Origin of the sequence: Huijunlia imazamoxiresistens, from assembly GCF_037132455.1 — a bacterium.
GTDB lineage: Bacteria > Bacteroidota > Bacteroidia > Chitinophagales > Chitinophagaceae > Flavisolibacter > Flavisolibacter imazamoxiresistens.
The window spans coordinates 413,709-438,613 of the sequence record NZ_JBBBEI010000002.1 but is presented as its reverse complement, the minus strand read 5'-3'; the positions used below and the strand labels follow the sequence as shown (position 1 = coordinate 438,613).

Annotated in this window: 20 protein-coding genes; 4 read left to right on the top strand and 16 right to left on the bottom strand. The window is 56.6% G+C overall.

Annotated features, from left to right (window positions below; genetic code table 11):
- Positions 1–66: 66 nt before the first annotated feature.
- From V9K67_RS03650 to V9K67_RS03630, 5 genes are all read right to left on the bottom strand, one after another.
- Positions 67–507 (bottom strand): PepSY-like domain-containing protein, encoded by a 441-nt coding sequence (locus tag V9K67_RS03650; RefSeq protein ID WP_336720176.1) that lies wholly within the window; start codon positions 505–507, stop codon positions 67–69.
- Between the two features lie 163 nt (positions 508–670).
- Entirely contained in the window at positions 671–1,336 is a 666-nt protein-coding gene (rsmI, locus tag V9K67_RS03645; protein ID WP_336720174.1) for a 16S rRNA (cytidine(1402)-2'-O)-methyltransferase, read from the bottom strand.
- A 131-nt stretch (positions 1,337–1,467) separates the two neighbouring features.
- On the bottom strand, positions 1,468–1,719 hold the full coding sequence (gene purS, locus V9K67_RS03640) for a phosphoribosylformylglycinamidine synthase subunit PurS (RefSeq protein WP_336720173.1): 252 nt from the start codon (positions 1,717–1,719) through the stop codon (positions 1,468–1,470).
- A gap of 41 nt (positions 1,720–1,760) precedes the next feature.
- Positions 1,761–2,600 carry a CDP-alcohol phosphatidyltransferase family protein gene (locus V9K67_RS03635; protein ID WP_336720171.1) on the bottom strand — a complete coding sequence of 280 codons (840 nt, stop codon included), beginning with the start codon at positions 2,598–2,600 and terminating at the stop codon, positions 1,761–1,763.
- Between the two features lie 81 nt (positions 2,601–2,681).
- On the bottom strand, positions 2,682–3,971 hold the full coding sequence (locus V9K67_RS03630) for an aminopeptidase P N-terminal domain-containing protein (protein ID WP_336720170.1): 1,290 nt from the start codon (positions 3,969–3,971) through the stop codon (positions 2,682–2,684).
- 194 nt (positions 3,972–4,165) lie between these two features.
- Here V9K67_RS03630 and pckA point away from each other — a divergent pair, with 194 nt between their 5' ends.
- From pckA to V9K67_RS03615, 3 genes are all read left to right on the top strand, one after another.
- Positions 4,166–5,770 carry a phosphoenolpyruvate carboxykinase (ATP) gene (pckA, locus tag V9K67_RS03625; protein WP_336720169.1) on the top strand — a complete coding sequence of 535 codons (1,605 nt, stop codon included), beginning with the start codon at positions 4,166–4,168 and terminating at the stop codon, positions 5,768–5,770.
- Between the two features lie 109 nt (positions 5,771–5,879).
- A complete protein-coding gene (locus V9K67_RS03620) occupies positions 5,880–6,467 on the top strand; it encodes a DUF922 domain-containing protein (RefSeq protein ID WP_336720167.1) in 588 nt (195 codons plus the stop codon).
- Between the two features lie 598 nt (positions 6,468–7,065).
- Positions 7,066–8,469, top strand: coding sequence for a polysaccharide lyase family 20 protein (locus V9K67_RS03615; protein WP_336720165.1), 1,404 nt, complete (start codon positions 7,066–7,068; stop codon positions 8,467–8,469).
- A gap of 294 nt (positions 8,470–8,763) precedes the next feature.
- Here V9K67_RS03615 and V9K67_RS03610 read toward each other — a convergent pair whose 3' ends face one another.
- Positions 8,764–9,258 (bottom strand): hypothetical protein, encoded by a 495-nt coding sequence (locus tag V9K67_RS03610; RefSeq protein ID WP_336720164.1) that lies wholly within the window; start codon positions 9,256–9,258, stop codon positions 8,764–8,766.
- Between the two features lie 65 nt (positions 9,259–9,323).
- On the opposite strand from V9K67_RS03610, the gene V9K67_RS03605 reads away from it, so the two are divergent.
- A complete protein-coding gene (locus tag V9K67_RS03605; protein ID WP_336720162.1) occupies positions 9,324–10,295 on the top strand; it encodes a polysaccharide lyase family 20 protein in 972 nt (323 codons plus the stop codon).
- Between the two features lie 196 nt (positions 10,296–10,491).
- On the opposite strand, the gene V9K67_RS03600 is transcribed toward V9K67_RS03605, so the two are convergent.
- The 10 genes from V9K67_RS03600 to V9K67_RS03555 all read right to left on the bottom strand — a co-directional run bounded on the left by V9K67_RS03600 (position 10,492) and on the right by V9K67_RS03555 (position 24,875).
- Positions 10,492–11,976: a T9SS type A sorting domain-containing protein gene (locus V9K67_RS03600; protein ID WP_336720160.1), complete on the bottom strand. Its 1,485-nt coding sequence runs from the start codon at positions 11,974–11,976 to the stop codon at positions 10,492–10,494.
- A gap of 266 nt (positions 11,977–12,242) precedes the next feature.
- On the bottom strand, positions 12,243–14,357 hold the full coding sequence (locus V9K67_RS03595) for a hypothetical protein (RefSeq protein ID WP_336720159.1): 2,115 nt from the start codon (positions 14,355–14,357) through the stop codon (positions 12,243–12,245).
- Between the two features lie 249 nt (positions 14,358–14,606).
- Entirely contained in the window at positions 14,607–15,992 is a 1,386-nt protein-coding gene (locus V9K67_RS03590) for an exopolysaccharide biosynthesis polyprenyl glycosylphosphotransferase (RefSeq protein ID WP_336720157.1), read from the bottom strand.
- Positions 15,993–16,707: 715 nt separating this feature from the next.
- Positions 16,708–17,568 carry a polysaccharide lyase family 20 protein gene (locus V9K67_RS03585; protein WP_336720156.1) on the bottom strand — a complete coding sequence of 287 codons (861 nt, stop codon included), beginning with the start codon at positions 17,566–17,568 and terminating at the stop codon, positions 16,708–16,710.
- A 38-nt stretch (positions 17,569–17,606) separates the two neighbouring features.
- The gene (locus tag V9K67_RS03580) at positions 17,607–18,641 is read right to left on the bottom strand and encodes a DUF354 domain-containing protein (protein ID WP_336720155.1); all 1,035 of its coding nucleotides are present in this window, start codon (positions 18,639–18,641) and stop codon (positions 17,607–17,609) included.
- 79 nt (positions 18,642–18,720) lie between these two features.
- Positions 18,721–19,698, bottom strand: a complete 978-nt coding sequence (locus tag V9K67_RS03575) for a glycosyltransferase (protein ID WP_336720154.1) — start codon at positions 19,696–19,698, stop codon at positions 18,721–18,723.
- Between the two features lie 56 nt (positions 19,699–19,754).
- Entirely contained in the window at positions 19,755–21,035 is a 1,281-nt protein-coding gene (locus tag V9K67_RS03570) for a hypothetical protein (protein WP_336720153.1), read from the bottom strand.
- A gap of 22 nt (positions 21,036–21,057) precedes the next feature.
- A complete protein-coding gene (locus tag V9K67_RS03565) occupies positions 21,058–21,798 on the bottom strand; it encodes a hypothetical protein (RefSeq protein WP_336720151.1) in 741 nt (246 codons plus the stop codon).
- A gap of 12 nt (positions 21,799–21,810) precedes the next feature.
- A complete protein-coding gene (locus tag V9K67_RS03560) occupies positions 21,811–23,340 on the bottom strand; it encodes a nucleoside/nucleotide kinase family protein (protein ID WP_336720150.1) in 1,530 nt (509 codons plus the stop codon).
- A gap of 38 nt (positions 23,341–23,378) precedes the next feature.
- Entirely contained in the window at positions 23,379–24,875 is a 1,497-nt protein-coding gene (locus V9K67_RS03555; protein WP_336720149.1) for a lipopolysaccharide biosynthesis protein, read from the bottom strand.
- Positions 24,876–24,905 lie beyond the last annotated feature (30 nt).

Sequence of the window (24,905 nt, the reverse complement as noted above, 5' to 3'; positions counted from 1 at the left end):
TATGGGGAAAGCGTCGCCACTTTCCCCATAATCGCAAAAATCTATCCCAATGCGGGTTCAACTAATTTAGAGGGTGGCGCCTTCCTGGATCAGGCGGCCTTCGGCGCTGAACATCAGGTTGCGTTTTTGCAGGTCGCTCTTTTCCACCTTCACGCGGAACCGCTCTTTGCCGTCGGGGCGGTAAAGCACCTTGGTTTCCGTTACTTTCCACTCGGCATATTTACTTTTTTCAAAGCCCACCTTCACGTCAGCGGGCAGCTGTTCGAACGTCCATTCCTTTTCGGTTTCCTTCCACATGCCTTTGTTGTTGTAGGTGGCGGTCAATTTCTCGCCACTCAACTCAAAGCTTATATGGACATTCACCAGGTTGTCTTTGAACGCCACGTTCTCTGCTGCGGGATACTTTTGCTTAAAAGCGTCCTCTACCTGCACCGGGATGGTGCGCAACTGGGCAAATGATGTAGCGCCGAAAAACAGAAATGCAATAAAAACTACGAGCCGTACCATATCCTTAAATTTTTCAATTAAAACTCAAAGTAAGCCGAAAGTTTAAAGCCGGACCGGCTGCTAGTGCAGCAGGGAGGAAAATTAACAATATGCCTAGGGCCAGGAGGAATTGGCTAATTGGGGTATTAGGAATCGGGAGAGCTGGAACTCAGGAACTCGTAAACTACTCCTTCCCTCCTACCACGATCACAATCTCGCCTTTGACCGTTTTGGATTTAAAGTATTCGGCCACTTCCTTCAGGGAGCCGCGTTTGTTTTCCTCGAACATCTTGCTCAGTTCGCGGCTGACGCTGCAGGGGCGGTCTTCGCCAAAATATTGCGCCAGTTCTTCGAGGGTTTTTACCAGCCGCAGGGGCGATTCGTACAGCACGATGCTGCGTTCTTCCTGGGCCAGCTGTGTCAGCAGGGTATGGCGGCCCTTCTTGGGCGGCAGGAAGCCTTCGAATACGAAGCGGTTGATGGGCAGCCCGCTGTTCACCAGTGCGGGCACAAACGCCGTGGCGCCGGGCAGGCATTCCACGCGGATGTCGTTGCGGATGCATTCGCGTACCAGCAAAAAGGCGGGATCCGATATACCCGGCGTGCCCGCATCGGTCACCACCGCCATTTTTTTCCCCGCCAGCATCTGGTCGATCAGGTGCTGCAGCACCTTGTGCTCGTTGTGCTGGTGGTAGGGCGAGAGGGGTTTGACAATATTATAATGATTCAGCAGGCGCGAGGTGTTGCGGGTGTCCTCGGCCAGGATCACCTCCACTTCCCCCAATACCTCCAGGGCCCTCAGGGTGATGTCCTTCAAATTGCCGATGGGCGTGGGAACGAGGTAGAGCATGAGCTATGGAATTGGGTATTGGGATATTAGGAATTGGGAACCCGGGCATCTGCCCGGAATTCATGTTCGGGGATAATAGGGCTGTCTCTAATTGAAGACCTAATTCCTAATTCCCAATATCCCAATTCCTCTTATTGTTGGTTCAGTTCTATTTCAAAGTACTCCATTACCGGGTTGGCCAACAGCTTTTTGCTGGCTTCTTCGGCCACGGCTTTTGCCTCCTCGGCAGAAGCGGCTTCAACCTGCAGGGTGATGTTCTTACCTACCCGCACGTCTTCAATGGCTTTCAATCCCAAATTACTCAACCCGCCCATTACGGCTTTACCCTGGGGGTCCAATAATTCTTTCAAAGGCATTACCTTAACCTGAACTGTAAACTTCATTTTTCCAAAATTTGGCGCAAACCTAAGAAATGATACGGTTATTAAACGGTTCTATCGACGGTTTCTTTGTTGCGGGCCGGGGGTTCGGGCTGCCGGCCAAACTGCGACAGCACCAGGTAGAGCACAAACACCACGGGCACGGCCAGCCATTTTAAGGTGGCGGCGGCCACCAGGGCCACGGCCAGCAGGATGTATTTTACCCGGTTGTTGCGGACCGAAAAGTCGGTGAACTTGATGGCCATGAAGTTATGGTTGCTCACCATCAGGTAGCTCAGCACCGCAATGACGGCATAGAGCAGCCCGGGGGTGATGAAAAACTCCTGCAGCTGGAAATACTCGTACAGGATGATCAGGGGGAAGGAGGCCACGACCAGGCCGGCCGCCGGCGAAGGCACGCCTTTGAAGCTGAAGGACTGGTTGGTGGCGATGTTGAACTTGGCCAGCCGCCAGGCCACGGCGCCGCTGAAAATAAAGGCCGGCAGCAGGGCCAGCAGGGGCACGTCGAGGCCGCCGGTTTCCCGGGCATAGCCCATGCGCAGCAGCTGGTACAGGATCATGCCCGGCGCCACGCCAAAGGAAACCACGTCGCTGAGCGAGTCGAGCTGCTTGCCCATCTCGGAAGAAGCCCGCAGCAGCCGCGCCAGGAAGCCGTCGAGGAAATCCACCAGGGCCGCCGCAAAAATAAACAGCGCCCCCCACCAGATCTTTTCCGGGAGCTGCACCTGGGTGGCCCCGGTATCTTCCAGCACCACGATGGTTTCGCCGGTTTGCAAAATAAAGACGATGGCGATGCAGCCAAAGACCAGGTTCAGCAGGGTGAACAGGTTGGGGATCTGCGCTACGAAACCGCCCGATCGGGGAGGATACTTGTTGGTCGACATCAGAGAAATGAAAATTTTTTAAACTACATTAAAATAAAGGCCCCGGAAAGGATTACCCGTATATCAGCATCGAAGATGCCCTTATTTTTTCATATGGGCCTCGATCTCCTCCACGGTTATGGGAATGCCGTCGAACAGGTCGACGTTGCCCCCTTCGGTGATCCAGAGGTTATTTTCGATGCGGATGCCCATTTGCTCTTCTTCTATATAAATGCCGGGCTCCACGGTAAACAGCATGCCCGGGCGGATGGGTTCGGTACGGGAGCCCAGGTCGTGCACGTCCAGGCCCAGGTGGTGCGAGATGCCATGGTACAGGTACTTGCGATAAGCCCGGTGGCTCGGATCCTCGTTGGCCACGTCCCCCTCGGACAGCAGGCCGATCTGGAGGAACTGCTTCGTGGCTTCCGCGCCCACCTTATCGGTATAATCCAGCACGGAAATGCCGGGTTTTAAAATGCTTTTGGCGTAGTGGTGCAGGTGCAGGCAGGCATTGTACACTTCCTTCTGGCGCGGGCTGAACCGGCCGTTGACCGGGATGGTGCGGGTAAGGTCGGCGGCATATCCGCCATACAAGGCCCCGAAATCCATCAGCACCAGGTCGCCGTCGCGGCACTCCAGGTTGTTGGTGACGTAGTGAAGGGTACGGGCGCTGTCGCCGGAGGCGATGATGCTGCCGTAGGCCGGTCCCTCGGCGCGCTGGCTGAGAAAGGAATGGAGGATCTCGGCTTCCACCTCGTACTCCATCACGCCCGGCCGCATGAACTGCATCACCCGCAGAAAAGCATTGCGGGTGATAGCAACGGCCTGCTTCACCACCTCCACTTCAAAAGGGGTTTTGATGCTCCGGAGCTCTTTCAGCAGCTTGGCCGCCCGCTCGTACTGGTGCAGGGGGTAACGGCTTTTCATCTCCTGTACAAACCGGTAATCCCTCGTTTGCACGAGGCTGGCCTTGCGGTCGTTTTCGTTGGTATCGAGGTAGATGGTATCGGCCAGGTGGATCCAGGGCTGCAGCAACCCCTCGAGGGTGTCGAGCCAAACGATGGTGGTCATGCCGCTGATGGCGGTAGCTTCGTGCTTGCGCAACCGTTTGCCGTCCCACTTCTCCTTGGCTTCGTGGGGGCGCACCAGCACCAGCACCTCGCGGAACTTCGGGTCGGGGTTGTCGGGGAACAGCACCACCATGGTATCTTCCTGGGCGATGCCGCACAGCCAATACAGGTCGCTGTTCTGCCGGAAGGGATAGGTGGCGTCGCCATTGCTGGGAACTTCGTCGTTGCTGACAAAAATGGCGATGGAGCCGGGCTTCATCTTTTCGGTAAAACGCTTCCGGTTCTCAACAAACAACTGAGGGTCCAGGGGAAGATTTTTCATGCGCTCCTTTTTGAAGTACGGCAAAATAAAGCTTTGAAGCCTGTACTTTCAAATAAACATTTAACGGGCAACAGGCAATAAGCAACAGGCAAATTCCTATCCCAGGCTTATTGCCCATTGCGGATTGCCTGTTGCTTATTTTTTATGAAATCGCCATTGAAAATCTTATATTTATCTATCTAAAACACCCGCCTATGTCAGCTCCGCTTTCTTCCATCCCCACCGGGAAGCTGTTCCCATTTTCCCTGCGGCATACCGATAGCCTGCACTACCAGTCCAGCCCGGATGCATTGGTTCAGGACAGCCTCCGGCTGAACGAAGGCACCCTCAGCAGCAGCGGCGCGCTGGTGATCCGTACCGGCGCCTTTACCGGCCGTGCCCCCCGGGACCGCTACCTCATTTACGACCGCTTCACCGAACACACGGTAGACTGGAACGAGTTCAACATCCCCCTGGATGAAAAATATTACCACGTTATCTATAATAAAGTGCTGGAGTACCTCGGCGGCCGGCCCGAACTCTGGATCCGCGATGCGGCCGCCTGCGCCGACGAGCGCTACCGCCTCCGCCTGCGCGTGGTGAGCGACAAACCCTGGATCAGCCTTTTCTGCTACAACATGTTCCTGCGGCCCTCCGAACGGGAGCTCGACACCTTCACCCCCGACTGGCACATTTATTCCGCCCCCGACCTGCAGCTGCCGCCTGAAGAATGCGGCATCCGCCACCCCAACGCCGTGGTGGTGTCCTTCCTGCATAAAACCATCCTGATCGCCGGCACCGGCTACCCGGGCGAAGCCAAAAAGAGCATCTTCTCCATCCTCAACTACCTGCTGCCGCGTGAAAAGGGCGTGCTGCCCATGCACTGCAGCGCCAACAAAGGCCCCGAAGGCGATACGGCCATCTTCTTCGGGTTGAGCGGCACCGGCAAAACCACGCTGAGCGCCGACCCCAACCGCTTCCTCATCGGCGATGACGAACACGGCTGGACCGCCGACAACGTTTTCAACTTCGAAGGCGGCTGTTATGCCAAGATCATCAACCTTTCCGCCGAAAACGAACCGGAGATCTTCGGCGCCATCCGGCCCGGGGCCCTGGTGGAGAACGCCACCTTACAGCCGGGAACAGCCGAAATCAACTTCGCCGACGCCTCCATCACCGAAAATACCCGGGTGTCCTACCCGCTGGACTTTATCCCCAATGCCGCCCTGCCTTCTACGGGCCGCCTGCCGGACAACATCTTTTTCCTGACCTGCGACGCCTACGGGGTGCTGCCGCCCCTGTCGCGGTTAACGCCGCAGCAGGCCATGTACCAGTTCATTTCGGGGTATACCGCCAAGGTGGCCGGCACCGAAACCGGCATCACCGAGCCCAAGCCCACCTTCAGCGCCTGCTTCGGGGCGCCCTTCCTGCCGCTGCACCCCGGCCGCTACGCCGAAATGCTGGGCGAAAAGCTGCGTGAACAACCCGTGTCGGTATGGCTGATCAATACCGGCTGGACCGGCGGCGAATACGGCAAGGGCAAGCGCATGAGCCTTGCCCATACCCGTGCCCTGATCACCGCTGCCCTGGAAGGATCGCTGGACATGACCCAATCGGAAACCGACCCCGTCTTCGGACTGCAGTTCCCCCTTTCCTGCCCCGGCGTGCCGGCCCATTTGCTCAACCCCCGCAACACCTGGGATGACAAAAACGCGTATGACGAAAAGCGGAAATTCCTGGCAGGACTGTTTGCACAGAACTTTGAAAAATATACCGCAGGCGTAACCGCTGAAATCCGCGAAGCAGGTCCCAAACTATAACACTTCTTTAATATCCCTAAAACTCTGGCAGCCACCGGAGTTTTTTATTTTTATTGCTCAGATACCCGGCCTCTGGTCAATAACTGGTTCAATCCTAATATCCCTGATCATGATGTTGTCCAAACTGCTTTCCTTCATATTCCTGGTAGCGCATACCACCTTTGTTACGCCCGACCCTCCGGCGAAGACCGTCACCCTGAAGACAGCTTCCCCCAATGATGAAGGCAGTGATTACCTGCCCTGGCTGATGTCACGAAAACTAACCTGGGACGACTTTCGCTGCGAGCCCCAACGTAATATGGACGCCGTGGCGCTGACCAGCACCTCGCTGGGCATTTCGTACCGGGTGGTCAACGGCCGGCTGTCGTACGAGGTTTCCTGCCACTTTTCCAAAACCCGCTCCTGGGGCATCCTGAAAACGCCCTACATCCTCGCCCACGAACAGGGGCACTTCGACATTACCGAGATCTTCGCCCGCAAGCTGCACCAGCAGTTGCAGGCTTATAAGTACAATAAAAGAACCTTCCGCAAGGACATCACGAAAATTTACAACCAGGTAGTAAAGGAAAAAGAAGCCTTCCAGGAATCCTACGACGAGGAAACCAGCCATAGCCGCAACAAACGGGTGCAGAAAGAGTGGCTGAACCGCATCGAGGAAATGCTGGAGCAAAGCGACCGATTCGCCGACTATCCCTGATAACGCCTTCCTGAACTCATTCCAGCAAAAGACCCTGCCGGCCGGCAGGGTCTTTTGCTTTTGACCGGATCGAAAGAGGGCTTCACCCCCTGTTTTCCCGGCTTTACCCCTCCCAATACCCATTCACCTGCCCATTCGGGGTTTTTAACCCCCGGAAGTCCCCGTTCACCGAATGAATTGGATGAGCTTAGCTCAGCAGTAATAGTTTTGTGTCCACGAACGAAACGAAAGAAAAGAGAAACAACAGGCTGGAAAATAGAATTTAAAGAAGAACTAATTAGCGCCAAAACTAATTATTACATCACTTTTAAAATCTGTTTTTACCCAGATGCTAACGATCAACACCCTACAGAAAGCTACCAGCAGCTCCTTATCGAAAAGGCCGCATCCTTAATTCCGGCTTTTCCCTATAAACGTTCCCGATCCTGCAATCTTCCCTGAACGATCATACCGGTTATATCCTTCATAAGTTTCACGATCAACCATTTTCGCATTTTTCAAGGGCCCGAAAAACACCAAAAACACCAAAGACGGCCCCCTGTTCCATCTGTGTCCTGAAAACACACATTTTCTGTTAACCTAAAAGTCAAACACCCAAATGAAAAAGCAAGGAAAATTCCTTTCCTCCGGAAAGGGTATGCTCTCCACCGTACTCGTTGCCACCTCACTGTTCGCCTGCTCCAAAAAAGACGTGCAGGAACCCGCTTCCTTAGATGAAGCCAATACCGTAGCTTCCGCTTACGCCAGCCCCAGCTCTGCCCTCCACGTGGAGGAAACCATGGAAGGCTCGGATCCTTTTATTACTTTCGGCGGTAACCCCGAAGTGGCTTCCACCGATTATTCCTTTACCTTCCCGACCAACCTGGTATTCCAGGGCAAAAAATCCGTGCGCTTCGAAATCCGCAAGGACCAGCCTAAAGTAGGGTCTTCCTCCAAAATCCGCTCGGAAGTGACCGTGATCCGCGGCTCCGAATGGCCCAACTTCGGCAAGGAAGCCTGGTATTCGTTTGCCGTTTACTTCCCCTCCGTTGGCTTTGAGCCCGATAGCGAGCGTGATTGCATCAACCAGTGGTTCGAGGATGGCTCCGACGAGACCACCCTGCGCTGCCAGGATGACAAAGCGTTTTTGGAAGTAACGCCTCCCTCCGGCTCTTCTACCCTGAAGAAATATGACCTGTTCTCCGCTTCGCTGAACAACGGCAGCAGCGTAGCTACCGGCGCGGTTTCCGGCTTCAACAAGATCTCCAAGGACAAGTGGCATGAGTTCGTGTTCCACTTCATCCACTCCACCGGTTCCGATGGTCTGATCGAAGTATGGCGTGACGGCGTGAAGATCCACACCATCAACGGCCGCAACATTCACATGAAGGTTCCCAAATGGAAGATCGGCCTGTACAAGTCTTCGTTCCTGAACGGCACTTCGGACCGCAACTCCCGTGTACTGTACTTTGATAACGTACGTGTAGGTACTGCCAAGGCTACTTTTGCCGACATGACCTCGGGCAAGACTACGCCGACCACTCCTCCTACACCCCCGGTTGATCAGCCCACTACGCCGGAAACTCCGACTACACCGACCACTCCCACCACGCCGACAACGCCCACTACCCCTACTACGCCTACCACCCCCACCACCGGTACGCAAAAGGTAGTCAGCTTTACGCTGGTAAACTCGGAAACCAATAAGGACATCATGACCCTGGCCCCCGGCGCATCCATCAGCCTGAGCAAGATCAATGCGAAAAAGCTGAACGTACGTGCCAACCTGGCCAACGCTACCGCCAGCGTGGTGAAGATGAACCTGACCGGTACGGCCAGCAAGGAGCGCTTCGATGACAAGCTGCCCTACGCCCTGTTCGGTGATGAGTCCGGCGACTATAACAACTGGACCGCTGTAACCGGTAAGTTTACGCTGAAAGCGGTTCCCTACACCGGCACCAAATCCAAGCTGGGTGTGGTCAACGGACCTGAATACACCATCAATTTCACGATTGTGAAATAACCATGGTGTTCCTCCCGCAAGGGGGAAATAATAAAACAGGAAAAGCAGCTGGTCCACAGCTGCTTTTCCTGTTTTATGGAAATAGAGCCGGCCAAGGGGGGCTGGCTTTCTTATTGCATTTTTTCTTTAAGGATAAAGCGGCATCCCACAACCGGTTCCGGCAACCGTGCCGGAGAAATGGGGGCGGCCCGTTGGGGCACAGGGAAAATCCGGCTTCCGACGCATCGAAGCCGGCCTGATAAACAGAAGATTAAATGCGGAGGGCCTTTGCGTAATAACGCCGGCCCGGCCGAATTAGTATGTAGTAGGTAAAAGCGCCGCTCGCGGTTTTTTATGCCAAGGGCCACCGGCCGGCCGTATGTAGAAAAAAAGAAACAATAGTCGTTGTTCAAATGAGGAATGCCGCCAGTGACCGGCAGCACCTCCCCTACGAAAGACGGGCTGCTGCCCAGGCGTACAGGCGAACAGCTCTTCTTGTGCTCCCATTCCGGCATAGGCAACCCGCTGCAAACAAATCAGGGCAAGTAGTTCGATGCCAATAATTTTGATCCCTTCTTTTCCTGCGGGAAATCCTGCAGCCGGCCACCTAAAAGAAAATAAGTGCTTTTCCCAGTTCCCGGTTGTTCCTCCCCGGTGCTGCCGCCGGCGGCAACGGGTTGCATGGTTTGCTTTTTGACTGCTGTGTACTGAGTGAGTTGGTGATGCAGCGGCGTTATTCGAGGGACCGGTACTATCCTTTTTCAACAATCCAAGTTTCTCCCTTCCCGTACCACATGCAAGGACGATCATAGCCAAGCTTTCTGCCCTAAGTCCACATACCTTATCCTCATTACCGGAAATAAAAACAAGATTCTATGAAGGTCACCATTTACCCTTTTGTGGTTGCGGTCCTACTGGGCCTGTGTTCATGGTCCTGTAATAAGTCAACGGCCGGCGGCATAAGCGACCTGGATGCTGAAAATACCGTTGCGGCAGCAAAGGCAGACAGAGATGAAGTGGTCCCCGCTAATCGCAATCCCTCCAACCCCAACCTGGTTTTCGAAGAAACACTGGAAAACGACAAGCCTTTTAACTGCTATAATCAGAAAAGCCTCGGCGAATGGGAATACGCCATCCGCTACGTAGACAAACCGGCTTTCCGGGGTGAAAGATCGGTACGCTTCGAGATCCGGGAATGGCAACGGCTGGTGCAGGGAGGCAAAAGAGCCGAAGTCGTGATCGTGAAAGGTACGGACAAGGATATTTCCCGCGAAGCCTGGTATTCCTTTGCCGCCTACTTCCCTTCCAGCGGTTATGAATACGACAACGACCGGGAGGTCATCAACCAGTGGTTCCAGGACGGCAGTCCCGCCACTTCCCTGCGCACCCAGCGCGACCGCTTCCTGCTGGAAACCGGCAACAAACGCAGCAAACGGGAACAATACGACCTCGGTCCCATTGAAAAGGACCGCTGGCATGAGTTCGTTTTCCACTTTATCCACGACGACGATTCAAAAGGGCTGATCGAGATCTGGCACGACGGCGAGAAAGTGCTCAAGCGCAGGGGCGGCAACATGTACGAAGGAAACCTGCCCAAATGGAAGATCGGCTTGTACAAGGCCACGTTCAAGTCGAGGTACGGCACCTCCCAGGTCAACCGCAGGGTGATTTACTTCGACAACATCCGCGTAGGGAACCGGAAAGCTTCCTTTGAAGATATGACCACGCTGTACAAAAACACGCCCCCGCCGGATATCGACCCGGAAACCCCGCCGGTAACCGATCCGGAAGAGGGTACCGACCCGGATAACGAGTTCGAAGACCCGGGCCCCAATACGGATAAGTAAACCGAATAAAAAAAGTAGTTAGGGTTACCCACTACATCAGCTGATAGAAAAGAGCCGGACAATAGCACCCCAGGGGATATTGTCCGGCTCTTTTGTATGCAGGACCTTTATAACGCTCATCCACACCTGTAAAAAGAAACCAGCGCAGGGCCGGAAAGGATTCCCGCCCTGCGCTGGTTTGTAAAAGCATGCTTTTCTATCGCCGGATAATCACTTTATAAGTATAGCGCAGCTTGCTGGTGCGCAGCTCGATCAGGTACATGCCGTTCTGCAGCCGGGCCGCCTCCAGGGGAAGGGTATTCAACTGCCCCGCCAGGACCGCCCCCTGCCCCAGCACCGACAGTTTCCTGCCGTTCATATCGTACAAGGTCAGGGTATATTTATCATCTGCCGCCAGGGAAAAGGCAACGGTAATGTTCGCGCCGGGCGAAGGGTTGGGATAAGTCACGAACTGCAACGGCTGCTCCCCTTGAACGGCAATGCCGTGATCGGCCAGGATGACGCCCACCGCCTGCATGGGGTTGGCGTTGATGCCGGTGGCCAATACCACTACTTCGGAACTATAGGTCTGGTGGGTGCTGGTGGCGTAATTGAGCACACCGCTGCCGGTGAATAACGTTTTGGGGGAACCGAAAGAGATGAGGTTGGCCGGCGACTCGCGGTAGAGGATGTCACCGCCGCTGGACGATGAGGTATACAACACCTTCAGCCGGTTCAGCCTTTCGTTCAGCAGCACCACCGGCCGGGTACCATCGCTGCCGGTAGTTACGGTATACAGGCTGTCCCAGTTGCCCGAAGGGCGGCGTACCAGCAGGGCGATATTGGGATAGCCCGGCGTATCGTAGGAAGTTTTTACCGCACAGTACAGCGTACCGTTGCCGGCAACCATAAGGTTCAGGTGATCGTCCACCATGCCTTTTCCCACGTTCAGCGCCGAGGCCCCGGCCGGCACTTCGTCCTCGGACCATTGCGAAGGATCAGCCCCGTCGGTATGCGTTTTAAAGCCGAATCTTTTATCTTTCATATTGGACCAGAACACCCCGATTTTTCCCGGCAGGGCGGCCACGGCGCAAATGTCGTCGTCGTCCGTCCGGGGAGCAATGGAAAGCGGGGCGCTCCAGGTGGTATAGGGGGCATCGCTCCAGCGCACATGCACTTCGCGCTTCGCATCGGCGGCTACCCACATCCTCCCGCTTCCATCCAGGGCCAGCGTGGCGGTTTCGGCGGTAGAGTCCAGGCCCAGGTTCACGGGGTCGGGGCGCTGGCTCCAGAGCTTGTAGGTGCCGGTGGCCGCATCGTACTCGGCGGAAACCAGGTAAGAGTTATTGCCGCCGCGGAACAGCACGATGTGCACCAGGTCGCCTGCTACCTGGCAGTCGGCCTTGGAATTGGGGTTATTGATCAGGGTAAGCACTTCGGTCCAGGCAGTGCCGTCGAGCCGGAACATCTTGGTGCCGGAGGAGGTCGACAGCACAGTCCACCATTTACCGGCATGCGTCCATACCTTGCCCTGGGGCTTATCGGCCGTATGGCTGGAAATGGTCAGGGGCTCCAGCCGGGTGACGGTAGTAAAATCCTTTTGATCCGTGGAGGGTGTGGTACCGGGTGGGGCGGGTTCCTGGGAAAACAACGGAAGGGTAAGCACAAAAGCGCACCATAAAGAAAGGGTAAATTTCTTCATACCAGTATAGATTTTTAGATAGGTTACATAACAACGGTCCTGAATACTGCATTCAGGGCATAGGTCTTGGTCCGGGAAAATGCCCAATAGGATTTTTACAGGTCGGATCTACAGGATAGATAGGATGAACAGGCAACAAAGCGCCACATAGGCTGCGCCCCACCGTGGTTTGAATCCGGTGTGCATGGGCATGTTGCTATAGCTCAACCTTTTCCTTACAAAATGCAGGCCACTCATCAATAAGAAGTGTTTTCCCTACCAAAATTCTATGGACGCACCCCTTCGTTCACGGTCAGCAGATCCTGTGGCGGCGGCAGTACACTGTCGCTGCCGATGATGCTGACGGCCTGCGCGGTCCGCAGGTTGGTGGCCAGGATCACCACTTCTCCCTGCACCACCTGGTGGGTGCTGCTCGGGTAATTCAACACGTGGTTGCCATAGATCAGCGTAATGGGCGGACCAAAAGAAATGGAGGCCAGCGTCGATTCGCGGTACAGGATATCCCCGCCGTTTTCGTGCGAACAGTACACCACCCGCAGCTTGCCGGCCGCCTCGTTCAGCAGCACCACGGGCCGCGTGCCTTCATTAGCGGTGACGGGGTAGAGCCCGTCCCAGGTGCCGGACGGCCGGCGCACCAGCAGCGACACCTTCGGGTAACCGGGCCGTTCATAGCTGGTTTTCACGGCGCAGTACAAAGTGCCGTCGGCGCCCACCATCATGTTGAGGTGGTCATCCGCCAACCCCTTGCCCACCTCCACGGCCGACAGGGCCGCCGGCGCTTCGTCCTCCGACCACAGGGAGGGATCGTCCCCGAGGGTATGGGTGCGGAAGCCGAAAAGCCGCGTATTCTGGTTCGACCACAGCACGCCTATTTTACCCGGCAGGGCCGCAATGGCGCAGATGTCATCGCTCATGATACCGGAGGCGAGCATCAGGGGAGCGCTCCAGGTAGTGTAGGGCGCATCGCTCCAGCGCACGTTCACCTCCGCGGGCCCGTCGGAGGCAATCCACATGCGGCCCCGGGCATCCACCACCATGCTGGCCGTTTCGGTCGAGGGCTCAAACACGATCTTAACGGCCAACCTTCGGGAGGCCCAGGGCTTATAGGTGCCCGAAGCTCTGTCGTATTGCACCGACACGAGGTAGGAGTTATCGCGGCCGCCGCGGAACAGCAGGATGTGCACCACCTCCCCTACCACCTGGCAATCGGCTTTGGAATTGGTATTGCCGATCAGCGTCAGCACATCGGTCCAGGTGGTGCTGTCCAGCCGGAAGATCTTGGTGCCCCCCGCAGTGGGCAAAACGGACCACCATTTGCCGGCATAGGTCCACACTTTTGCCTGGGGTTTGTCGAGGGTATGCCCCGTTATGGCCAGGGGCGTGATATCGGTAAACGAGGAAAAGCCGTGCAAAGGTAGCGGTTGCACCAGGTAGGACTCGCCGCTGGAAAAGCCCTGCCCGAGCAGGTTACCCCGCCGGTCCACGATGCCGGTGCCGCTGTCGGCCAGGTCCAGCCGCAGCAGGCCGCTGCCGGCCAGGGCCCTTACCGACACATCGTAGGTAGTGCCGTCCTCGTCTACAGGCACCACGGCTTCGGTGGCCGCCACTCCTGCGGTTTCAAAGGCCAGGGGCGAGAGCGTGCCCCGGATATTGCCGCTGACGGCCCTGGGAATAAAGTCGTTGGCATCCACGCCGTACACCATTTCCGAAAAGGTTACCCGGAAGGTCACCGACGCCAGGCTGGTGATCTCCTCTGCCGGAAACCGCCGGCTGATGCCCGAAATGGCCGGTGGCGCCTGGTTGTCGGGCACCCGGTCGCCCCACAGCTGCAGGTCGAAGGCCATATCGGAAGTGGAGCGCTTTTGCTGGTGGATTTCCACGGCTATCAGGTTGTTGCCCGCCACCAGCAGCGAACGGTGCAGGGTAAAGGTCTGCGGCTCGGTGCCGTCATCATCGGCGCCATCGGCCAGGGTGGTAAAGGTCAGGGGCACCTCCTCGGGCAGTTGGTCGCGGTACACCTCCGTACCGTTTACATACACCGCCACGCCATCGTCGCGCAGCAGGGAAGCCTTCAGGGTGTCGAAGTCCTCGGGATAATCGATAAAAATGGTCTTTCGGAAGTAGGTGGTGATGTACTTGTTGTCTTTGTCGGGGCCATAGGAGATTTCGGTGCGGTAGCTGCCCTTGCCATAGCCGAATTTGCCGTTGCCGGTTTTCCAGCCGGCGTCGCTGAACCGGGGGAACCGCCAGGCGGTGTCCTGATCGGAGCCATTATCGAGAAACTTCCAGGAATCGTTGAAGGAAACAAGGGTGGTGGGAACTCTTTGGGCGGAAAGGACCGACACCATCAATAGGGAAAACAGCAGAAGGATCCTGTTCATAGCACTGCTACTTTAAATGATTAAGAGGAATCCAGGGTATGGGTCCTGAGCAAGCCCATGAATCAGCTCATCAGCTCTCTTAAGTCATTTGTAGGATATCGCGAACTGCCTACGGCAGCGGCACTGCATCGTTAGCAGGATTCCCTAAAACAAGAAAGAAGCCAGAAGAACCAAACGCGCCTGAAAAAAGCGTTTTGTTCTCCCGGCTTCCCGGTTGGCCGTAGCCGTTATCTTATCTGTAAGCCTCCGTTAAAAGGCGCTGGAATGGGTCTTCTTGCCGAATACGGTCAGGTAAATGATCTTGATATCCAGCCAGAAGTTCCAGTTTTCGATGTACCAAAGGTCGTGAGAGGTGCGCTGCATCCGTTGCTCTTCGGTATCGGTAGGTCCGCGCCAGCCGTTCACCTGGGCCCAGCCGGTGATGCCGGGTTTCACGTAATGGCGGATCATGTATTTGTACACGCTTTCCTGCAGCTGGCGGTCGAGGAACCGGCGGTGCGGGCGGGGGCCCACCACGCTCATGTCGCCCAGCAGCACGTTGATGAACTGGGGCAGCTCGTCGAGGCTGTACTTGCGGATAATGGCGCCCAGGCGGGTGATGCGGGGATCATCTTTCTGGGTGGACATCACGCCGCCGGAAGCATCATCGCCCTGGCGCATGCTGCGGAACTTATACACCTTGAAGGGCTTGCCGTTCTTGCCGATCCGTACGGGGCAGTAAAACACGGGGCCCGGCGAATCCAGCTTGATCAGGGCGGCCAGCGTCAGGAACAGGGGCGAGAGGAAGAGCAGCACCAGGGAAGCGAACGCCTTGTCGAAGCAGTTTTTAAAAAAGGAAGCCAGGGGGCTGTCCATCGGGAACTGGCGGGCGTCCACGGCGTCGATCTGGCCGTAGCGGTTGATCTTGTAGTTCTCGCCGAATACATCGCTGTAGTCCAGCACGCACTTGACGCGGATGCCGTGGTAGTCGGCCACCGAAAGGATGTTCTTCAGCTTTTTGGAACGTTTTACCGGCAGGGCGATCACGATCTCGTCCACCGGGTTTTCCTTTAAATATTCGTGGATATGATCCAGGTCACCGATCACCTTGTCCTGCTCCACGGCCATGGGTTCATTCTTTTTGCAGTGAATGAAGCCCTTGATCTGGTAGCCCGACCCCTGGTGGCTAAAGAGCTGCTTTTCCACGTTCTTGGCCACGTTGCCTACGCCGGCCACCAGGGCCACTTTGGCAGGATCCTTCCGGGCCTTCAGCTTTCCGGACAAGCGGGACATGAGGTAGTACAGGGCAATATCCAGCAGGGGGAACCCGAGGATGATGGCCATTACCCCGCTTCTTTTCAAACCGGGCACGGGCAGGAAGAAGTACACGCCCAGCACCAGAGCCAGGAAGACGGAGTAGGGCTTGATATGACGGGACAGGTATTGGGCAAAACCGCTCTTGGGTGCCGAATGCGCCTGATGCTCACCGTACTCGATCAACGTCCACAGAAGAACGCAACCCGACAAGACCACCCACTCCAGTCGGGAAAAGCGGTAGTCCCTGAAAAAGTAAATGGATACAAGAAGAGTAAGCGTGGCTATGAGTATCCCGCTGCCCATAAAAAGGCTGGGACGTTTCAGGCGTAAACTGATCATAAAACTTAGTTTAAAAAATTAATAAAGCAACAACCGCTTGGGCTGATTCATTCATTCTTTTGCTTTACCGGGAAACGGACGCACGACAGCCTCCGGGCTCCGTAAAGCAAACACACAACAGGTAACAGGAACAACGCTTCAGGGGGAAGGAATCTTCCCGGGGACCAGGGGTCACCGGCGCCAAAGGCAAGCGTTCGGCAATGACGAATTCCAGGGGGGCGGAGGGGAAGGTTCGGTCGGAGCCCACAGGCTCCATTGAGAATAATGTTGGTTCATATGAAAGGTGTTTTAGTGAATTGTTCACGCTACGGGTCGGCATGCCTTGAATTCAAAAGGTGGCGGGCACCACTTCGAACGGCTTGATCTTCAAAAGGGTAATGAGACTCTGGGGCGGGAAGCAAAACGTCAGTTAACAATGAATTAACCCGGGGTTAATCCTGTATTAATTCTGAAAAACATTATGCCAAGAATTGACCTCTTCAATAAAACGTATTTATGAGCTAAACGCATCAACAGGTCGGAAGAATGGGAAAGATTTGTGCATATAAATCTACAAAAAACAATCAACATATCCTCCAAAGAAAATGCACCTGTGACCGACCGTTATATTAAATAATTTTGCCACAGCTCTTTTGGGTGCACCCCGGCCCCGCAAAGGCCGGGCCTTGCCGGGAGGGCACGCAAAAAAGCTATGGCATACAGGCATTTACCGGCCTTACTGGTCGTTCCGGTCTTGCCGTTCACGGGCAACATCCAGGGAAGGGATCATGTCGCGGAAGACCGCCCGTTCACTGCCTACTTTAATATTGTCGAAATAAACCACCCGGCGGTGAACAAGCGAAGTACCCCGCTTGAAGGCGGCTTTATACAGCCCGATCTTCCATTTGGGCAGCACGTCGTCGTACATGTTGCCCCCCCTGTGGGTGAGCACTTTGGCGCCGTCGTGCCATACCTCGATCAAGCCCTCATCGCCATGCGCATGCACAAAGTGAAAGACGAACTCGTGCCACCGGTCCTTTTCAATCGTTCCCAGGCCGAACCGCCGCCGGCTTTCGGGCGTGGGGCCGGTTTCGAGCAGGAAGCTGTCGCCCTGCGTGCGCAGGGAGGTGGCCGGGCTGCCGTCCTGGTACCACTGGTTGATGACCTCCCGGGTCGTATCGTACTCGTAGCCTTCGGAAGGGAAATAAGCGGCAAAGGAATACCATACGTTGCGCCCCAGCTGGCCGTCGCGGCCCTTCACCACCACCACTTCCGAGCGCTTGCCGTGCTTCACCAGGGGCTGGTCGTCGCGGATCTCGAAGCGGGCGGCCCACTTGCCCTGGAACACGGGCTGCGCCACGAACTGCAGGGCATAGTTCCAGTCGCCGGTTTCCAGGCTGCTGGCCCGGGCGAACGGCCGGCCGTTCTCCATCGTTTCTTCAAACAACAGGGGCAGCAGGGCCTTGTCGCCGGGGTCGCCGCCCCGGAACAGCCGCCCGGTACAGGCCGACCAGCTGTTCCACTGGCCGCCGATGCAGGGTGCCACGAACAGCAGCAGCAACACCGGGACGATTATATGGATTCCACTTACTCGCATAAAAGCCTAATCTGAATAAGGTAAATAAACGGTCATCCTCAGGCGTACTTCAGCACCTCGGACACCATAAACTGCGTTGTATCAATGCATTCGTTCAGGAGCCGCTGCCGGATGGCCCGGTACCGGTCCTTGCCCGCGCTGTCCTGCATGATCTCCAGGGCCTTTTCAATGGCTTTCTCCTGGTCGTCGGGACGCTCGGTGAAGTTGAACACGATGCCGTATTTCTTCTGCTCCTCGTCGGTATAGCCCCGGCCGTCGTTATCGATGAAAATGGAGGGCGTGCCCAGGACCGCCGCTTCGGAAGCCATGGTGGCGCTTTCGCCAAACAGCAGGCTGCTGTAGTAAATGGCATCGTGCATCTTGTCGAAGGGGATGCGGATGCGGTATTGCTCCAGTTCTTCGGGCAGCTCACCTTCGGAGGTGATGAACACCCGGGCGTATTTCGACAACAACCGGACCACCCGCTTTTTATTTTCCAGCGACATGCCCGTATGACCGAAATCGTGGGCCGCCGCCCAGGAAACAAAGCGAACGATCACGTACTTCTCCCCTTCCTGCACGCCCAGCAGCTCCAGGATGCCCCGGTCGGGGGTAAAGTAGTTGGGGTGCAGGTAGGCCAGCTCCATAAAGCCGTTGAAGCGCACCTGCTTCTGCCCCAGGTCGATGCGGTAGCACGAAGGGGTAAACACCTTGGTGGCAAAGGGCACCGTCAGCTGGTGGTGCAGGCGGGCATGCTCGGTATCGCTGAATACCAGCGACACCTTGCCCAGCATCCTGGCTACCTGCGAGGGATAGGGGTGCAAAAAGTTCAGGAAAACGTCGGGCTTGAATTTCCGCGAGATCTCCATCAGCTTCAGGTCGGCGTACATCATGTACAGGAATTTGCCCAGCTTGCCGGTCTTGCCCTTTCCCCGGCCGATATAGGGGATGCCGTAAAGGCCCAGCAGCTTGTGCTCCATTTCCTTGTTGCGGGAAACGAACAGGGTGTCATGCCCTTTCTCTTTCATGATGCGGGAAAAGTTGCGGAAATAATGGACGTGCGCCGGGTGGTTGATATCGATTAAGATTTTCATGTTTTCTCGGTTTGGCAGGGAGGAAAATTTCCGGGCGGCGCTTCCCCTGGCGATGCCCCCCGGACGGGTGTGCGGCGGATCAGCCCTTCCGCGCTACTTTTTGGTAGATGTCGATCACCTTATCGGCGATGCTTTCGGAGTCGAGCCCCAGCTCGCAAATGCGCTGGACGCCGTTGGTACGTCCCCGGGTTTGGGAAAACTCCAGGGCCTTTTTCAGCTTTTCGGAAAACTCATGGGCGTCGAAGGACGATACGTAACAGCCCTCGGTTTCGCCCAGCACCCACTTGACGTCGCCGATATCGGTGGCCACGATGGGACAGTTGCAGGCCATGGCCTCTTTCACCACGTTGGGCGAACCTTCCATCAGGGAGGGCACCACCAGCACGTCCGCTGCATTCAGCAGCTTCGGGATCTCGTCGTGGGCGATGGGATATGGATTGATCAGCTCAACGTCGGGCGCGCCCAGCTGCTCCACCGCCGATTGGGCCAGCGGGTAGTTTTTGCGCACGTTGGCGCGGCTGCCCAGGAACAGCACCTGCTTTTTGCGCCCGGTCCGGTCCACGGGCGCCGGCAGCAGCTTCTGCTCGGGCCGGAACTTTTCGCGGTTGATGCCGTTGGGAATGATGTAGGACTTATGCTTCTGGTGCACGAAGTCCTCGATATTCTGCGACTTGGAAATAATGGCTTTTACAAACGGCTGGATCAGCCAGGTCAGGAACATGGAGAACCGGCTTTTGAGCTGCACCTTGCGCACCCCCACGTATTCGCCGTAGGCGTCGCTGCCCATCAGGGAAAGGACGATGGGCGTCTTCCGCCCGCCGATGATCGCCGCCCAGCCCGAAAGGGTAAAATGGGCATGGATGACGTCGTATTTCCGGGTTTTGAGGTATTGGCGCAGCTTCAGGCCGGCCTTGAAATAGCCCGCCATGCCTTTGCCGACAATGGGATAATAATCGATCTCGATCCCTTTCTTCCGCAGCGACTCGCCCTGCTCCTTGATGAAGGGAATAATCTCGAAACTCTTGCTGTTACCGCTGCAAACGAAAAGCACTCTCATAACTAAGTATTTTGTGGATGATGGGTATGTTTCAATGTAGCTGCTGACGCTATCCGTCAGGCCGGGGAAGCCAGGGCCAGCGGCGCCTGCACTTCCGCCTCCGCTTCTTCCTCTTCTTCCGGTTCGGGCAGCGGCTGCGCCTCGTACTTCAGGGTCGTCAGCAACAGGATCAGGAAGGGCGCAAAGGTGAGCGTGCCGATAAAGCGGCCGGGCAGCAGGATCATAAACAGCATGGCCAGAAACGGGTAGAACAGCATCTTGTTGTAGGGGTGCATCCGGCTATTGCGCCGGAAGAAATAAAACTGCACCATCGAGAAAAAGAGCAACTCGCCGAACAGGCCGATGCTGAACAGCATCATGTTGATGTCGCTGTGAATGGGGCGGTCACGCCCGAAATATTTTACCCCGAAATCATAGGAGTCCCAGAGCTTGATGCCGAACAGCAGCTGGGCCAGGTCGCGGTTGCGTTCGTGGTAATCAATGATGTACAGGGTTTCCAGGGCCCGGGGCTCTTCGCCATAGGTATCGAGGTTCTGGATGCGTTCCCGTTTCTCCAGCTGGGCGGTCAGCCGCGCCTCGTAGAGCGGGTAGGCCAAAATCAGCGCCATGATGAGGGCGAATACCAGCATCACCATCTTCACCACCAGCTGCCGGTTGAAATAGGTGTAAATGAAGATGCCGCCCAGCAGCATGCCCAGGGCCGTACGGCGGGTATTCAGCAGCATGATGCAGATGTTCACCAGGATGGCGCCGATGTCCACCGTCTTCATCATCCAGTGCCGGTCCTTGTTGGTCATGGCATAATGGAAGCCCAGGAACACCACCATGGGCACGATATACATCCGCGAAGTAATGAGGTAGCCCGTGGAAAAGGCATCGGTATAATACCCCGCGATGCCGACGATATTGGCCCAGATGATATAGGCCGGCAGGGCAATGAGCAGCAGGCGGTTGTATTTTTCCAGCTCCAGGGTAAAGAAATCGCGTTCGGACAGGTGCTTGCCGATGGGGATCATCATCAGGGTGAGGATCATCGAGAGCATGGTGCGGGCCGTAATGATGGGGTCGCCGGCATTGATGGCCCAGAGCATGAACAGGTAGCCCATGAACGTGACAAAGATGAGATCCAGCTTTTTCAGCACCCCGTACATAAAGCAGTAGGTGAACATCAGCGTCAGCGGCACGATGTACCGGAACACGGAATAGATCTTATCGTCCTTATAAAAGCCGTCGAACATGTCGTAGAAGACAAAGTAGACGATCATTAAGTAAGGAAAATGTTTCGGCTTGACGAAGAAGCCGATGATCAGGCACACTGCTAAAGCAATTAGTATCATACGGGTAGTATTACAGTATAAACTAGGAACTCAGGGAAAACTGCTCCTCCACCTGGCGCATGAAGGAGGCGGCGTTGACCTCGGGCGCCACCCGGGCCGAGTACAGGTGCTTCTGGCGGCAGTTGGACCGCTGGAACAACTCGTACAGGTAGGCGCCGTACTTCATCAGCTCCTCCTCCCTCCTTTCGGCTTCCATTCGGTCGAAGCGGCTCATATTGGTCTTGCGCCAGCCGATGCGGCGGGCGGCGGTGGCCACGTCCAGGTCGAAGTACAGCACGAAGTCGGTTTTGAAATAATATTTCTGCAGTTGCTTTTCCAGCTGGTTCAGGGGACGGCCCTTGAAGATCGTGGCGGACCACAGCTCCTGGATCATCCATTGTTCCAGCAGGATGATGTCGGCCTTTTGCTCCTGCTTCATTTGCTGCAGGGCCAGGTCGAACAGCGTCAGCCGGATAAAGCGGTAGATGCTGTTGCCGCTGTAAATGCGGTTGCGGGCCAGCGAGGCGGTATACGACACCAGCTTGGGCGTGCGGGTCAGCACGGCTTTGGCCACCAGCAGCAGCTTGCGTCCGAGGCTCAGGCGCCGCAGGTAATCCTTGACGTCCTGCAGGATCAGCACCCGGAAGCCTTTTTGCTGCAGCAGGGCGGAAAAGGCACGCGAGCTGGTGGTCTTGCCCGCCCCGGGCAGTCCTACGAATTCGATGGTCAGCGCCCGCTGCGGCGAGCGGCTGCTCTTAGGGTTCAGTACCGGTTTGCTGTTCATTTTTTTCAACGATTAGCGGTAAGCCTTCCAGATTTCTTTTTTCACCAGGGCCAGCACCTCTTCCAGGGGCTGCGACGAATCGACGGTGACCACGTGGCAGCCGGCGCCGAGCTTCATTTGCTTCACGCCGTTGATTTTGGCCACCAGCATTTCCCGGGAGGTTTCTCCCGGTTTGCGGGCCTCCACCACGTCGGCTTCGGCAATGAGCTTGAACAGCAGGTCGGGCGGGGTGTTCACGGCCCGGTGATACACGCCTTCCTCCCATTTGGCCAGGGCCCGGAACAGGGGGTTGCGGGAAGCGGCCAGGTAGTGCAGCAGCGGCCCGTCGTTGTAGCCCTTGATCTGGTTCTGGGGAAAGCGGTCGCAGATCACCAGCATGCCTTTGCTGCGGGCAGCCTGCATGAGCTTCAGGTTCTTGCGCTTTTCATTGGCCACCATCACCGCCTCGATGCATTTGAACATCGTGGCCACAAACCCCTTTTTGCCGCCGGAGCCTTTTTGCAGGGACTGCAGGTCCTGGCCGCCTTTTTTGGGCTTTACCAGCAGCTTTTTGAAGAACAGCAGCGCCTTGCGGGCGGGCGACATGCGGCCGTCGCCGCGGCCGAAATAAATATTATATACGTCCAGCTTCTTGCGGAAGGTGGCTTTGAGGTTGGCCGAAACGGTGGACTTGCCCGAGCCGTCGGCGCCCACCAGGGCGATCACCAGGCCGCCGCGGGGGTTGACCCGCTGGGCAATGATGGGGCGGTGCAGCAGCTTCGACAGCTTGCGGTAGGCCTTCACCGACACTTCGCGGTACCAGCGCACCAGGCGGGCGCCCAGGGCGGAGTACTGGCGGCTGTCCTTGTATTTGGCCTTGATGATCACGGCCAGCTTCATCAGCTGTTTGCGGTTGAAGGGGCCGGTGACCAGCTCGTAAACCGGGCGGTAGTCGGGAAACAGCAGTTGCAGCACGGCGGCCACTTCTTCGTTGGTGCAGCGCTCCCGCAGCCACCGGTATTCGTTCACGCTGTTGCGCGAGCAGTTGACGCGGCCCCGGAGGTAGAGCGAGATCATGTCGCGGGTACGCAGCTTCAGCGCCTCGCGGAAGAACAGCAGCACCAGCTCGAAGGCGGGGCTGGAGCGGTAGATGCCAAAGGTTTCGTCGTACACCTTGGTCGCCAGGATCTGCTCCTCTATGTCCAACTGGTAGCTTTTCAGATACGCCTCGCCCAGGGTCATTCGAAAATGGGCGTGGAGGTGCACCACCTTGCCCGAGCCGAGGTCGATGCCGATAAAATCTTCGATATCCCTGTATTGCTTCTGGGGGATGGAAACAAACCGTTTGAACCCGAGATGGTCGAGCAGTTGCTCGAGCTGTTCCTTCTGGCCCTGGTCGAACAGCACATCCAGGTCGGTATCGGCCGTCATGGAGGCGGCCAGGTGCTCGCTGCTTTTCCAGTGGCAGTAATTGATGCCGTGCTTATGGAACGCTTCCAGCAGGTTATCGATCAGCACCAGCCGGGAGGCCACTATCGGTTGTTCGGATATTGCGGTTACCATACTTGGTTGGGGTTTTCTTGGTTTCGTATTGGGTTAACTTATGCGGCCCGGGCCGGAATTTTTTTAAAACGCTTGACCACCAGCTTATTGAGCAATTCTTTCTGATCGTGGCGGATAAAGAGGTTGGGAAACAGCCAGATGCTGACCACCAGCAGCAGCCCCACGCCCAGTACGGTGCCGGCCAGGGTCAGTACGGGCCAGGTATCCAGCTGGCGGCAGAGGAAGGACATGATCGAGCAGAAAACTACGGTCACCATGCCCAGGAGCAGGCCATGCTTGTGGGCTTCCAGCACCTTGCCCCAGCCGATGCCGGTCAGGCGCAGGCTTAAATGGGTCATCATCAGGAAATTCAGCACCAGGGCGAAGGCGACCCCGCAGGCAACGCCGGGAAGTCCCCAGCGGCTGCCGAAATAAGACCCGCCAATAACGGCGGTGGCGTAGGCGATCTGGCGCCAGGCCCTTTTATAAACGGCCCCGGTTGCCCGGGCCAGGGAATCGCTCATTTTATAGCTCATGCGGAACAGCAGGCTGCAGGCCAGGATCCGGAAGGGCAGGATCACGTCCACCCAGTTCTTACCCAGCAGGATCAGGATGATCTCGGGGGCCATGAACACGAACAAGACGCTGATGGGAATGGCCGCCAGGGCAATGATGCTGGTGCCGGTCAGGTAGCCTTTGATCAGCCGTTCCTTATCGTCCTGCACTTTCGACATGGCCGGAAACAGGCTCCGGTCCAGGGCGTTGCCGAACAATCCGGCCGGCATGACCATGAACTGGTAGGCGCGGCCGTAGATACCCAGGGCGCCGGCGCCCAGCATGCGGCCGACCACCAGGTTATCGCCCTGGTTGGCCAGGAAGTTGCCGATCTTGGCAATGGTAAAGCCGCCGCCAAAGACGAGCAGTTCCTTCATGGCGTCTTTCTCCAGCCCCAGCCGGTGCTTCGAAGGCTGAACGATGGTAACGGCGGTGGCATATAAAACGGCCTGCGCTATATTGGCAATGGCCAGGGCCCAGACGCCATAGCCCAGGTAGGCCAGCAGGATGCCGACGCCCCCATACCCCACCGCGTAGGAAATGACCTCCACGGAGGCAATCACCTTGAACTTCATGGCCCGCTGCAATTGGGCCTGTCCCAGCACGGTCAGCGAATCGATAAAGAAAACCACCGCGATGGTCCGCAGGATGGGCACCAGCCCTTCCATGCGGAAGAAGGTCTCCAGCAACGGTGCGGCCAGCACCAGCAGGCCGGCAAAGAAAAGACCCGTTAAAATGGAAAGGGTAAAGGCGGTGGTCAGGTGGCGGTCTTCCAGTTCCTTCCGCTGCACGATGGCGGGGCCGACGCCCATGTGGGCAAACAGCTTGGAGAATTCAACGATGATTACGGCGATGCCTGCCAGGCCGAACTCCTTCGGACTGATCAGCCGGGCCAGTACGGCCAGGACGCCTATTTTTAATACCACCTGCAGGCCGCTGGCGGACAGAAGATATAGAAAGCCGGAAAAGGTGCGCTTGGTCAGCTGGTTTTCTTGGTTCATGGGTGCATGTTGGTTGGCCGGGTAAATAAT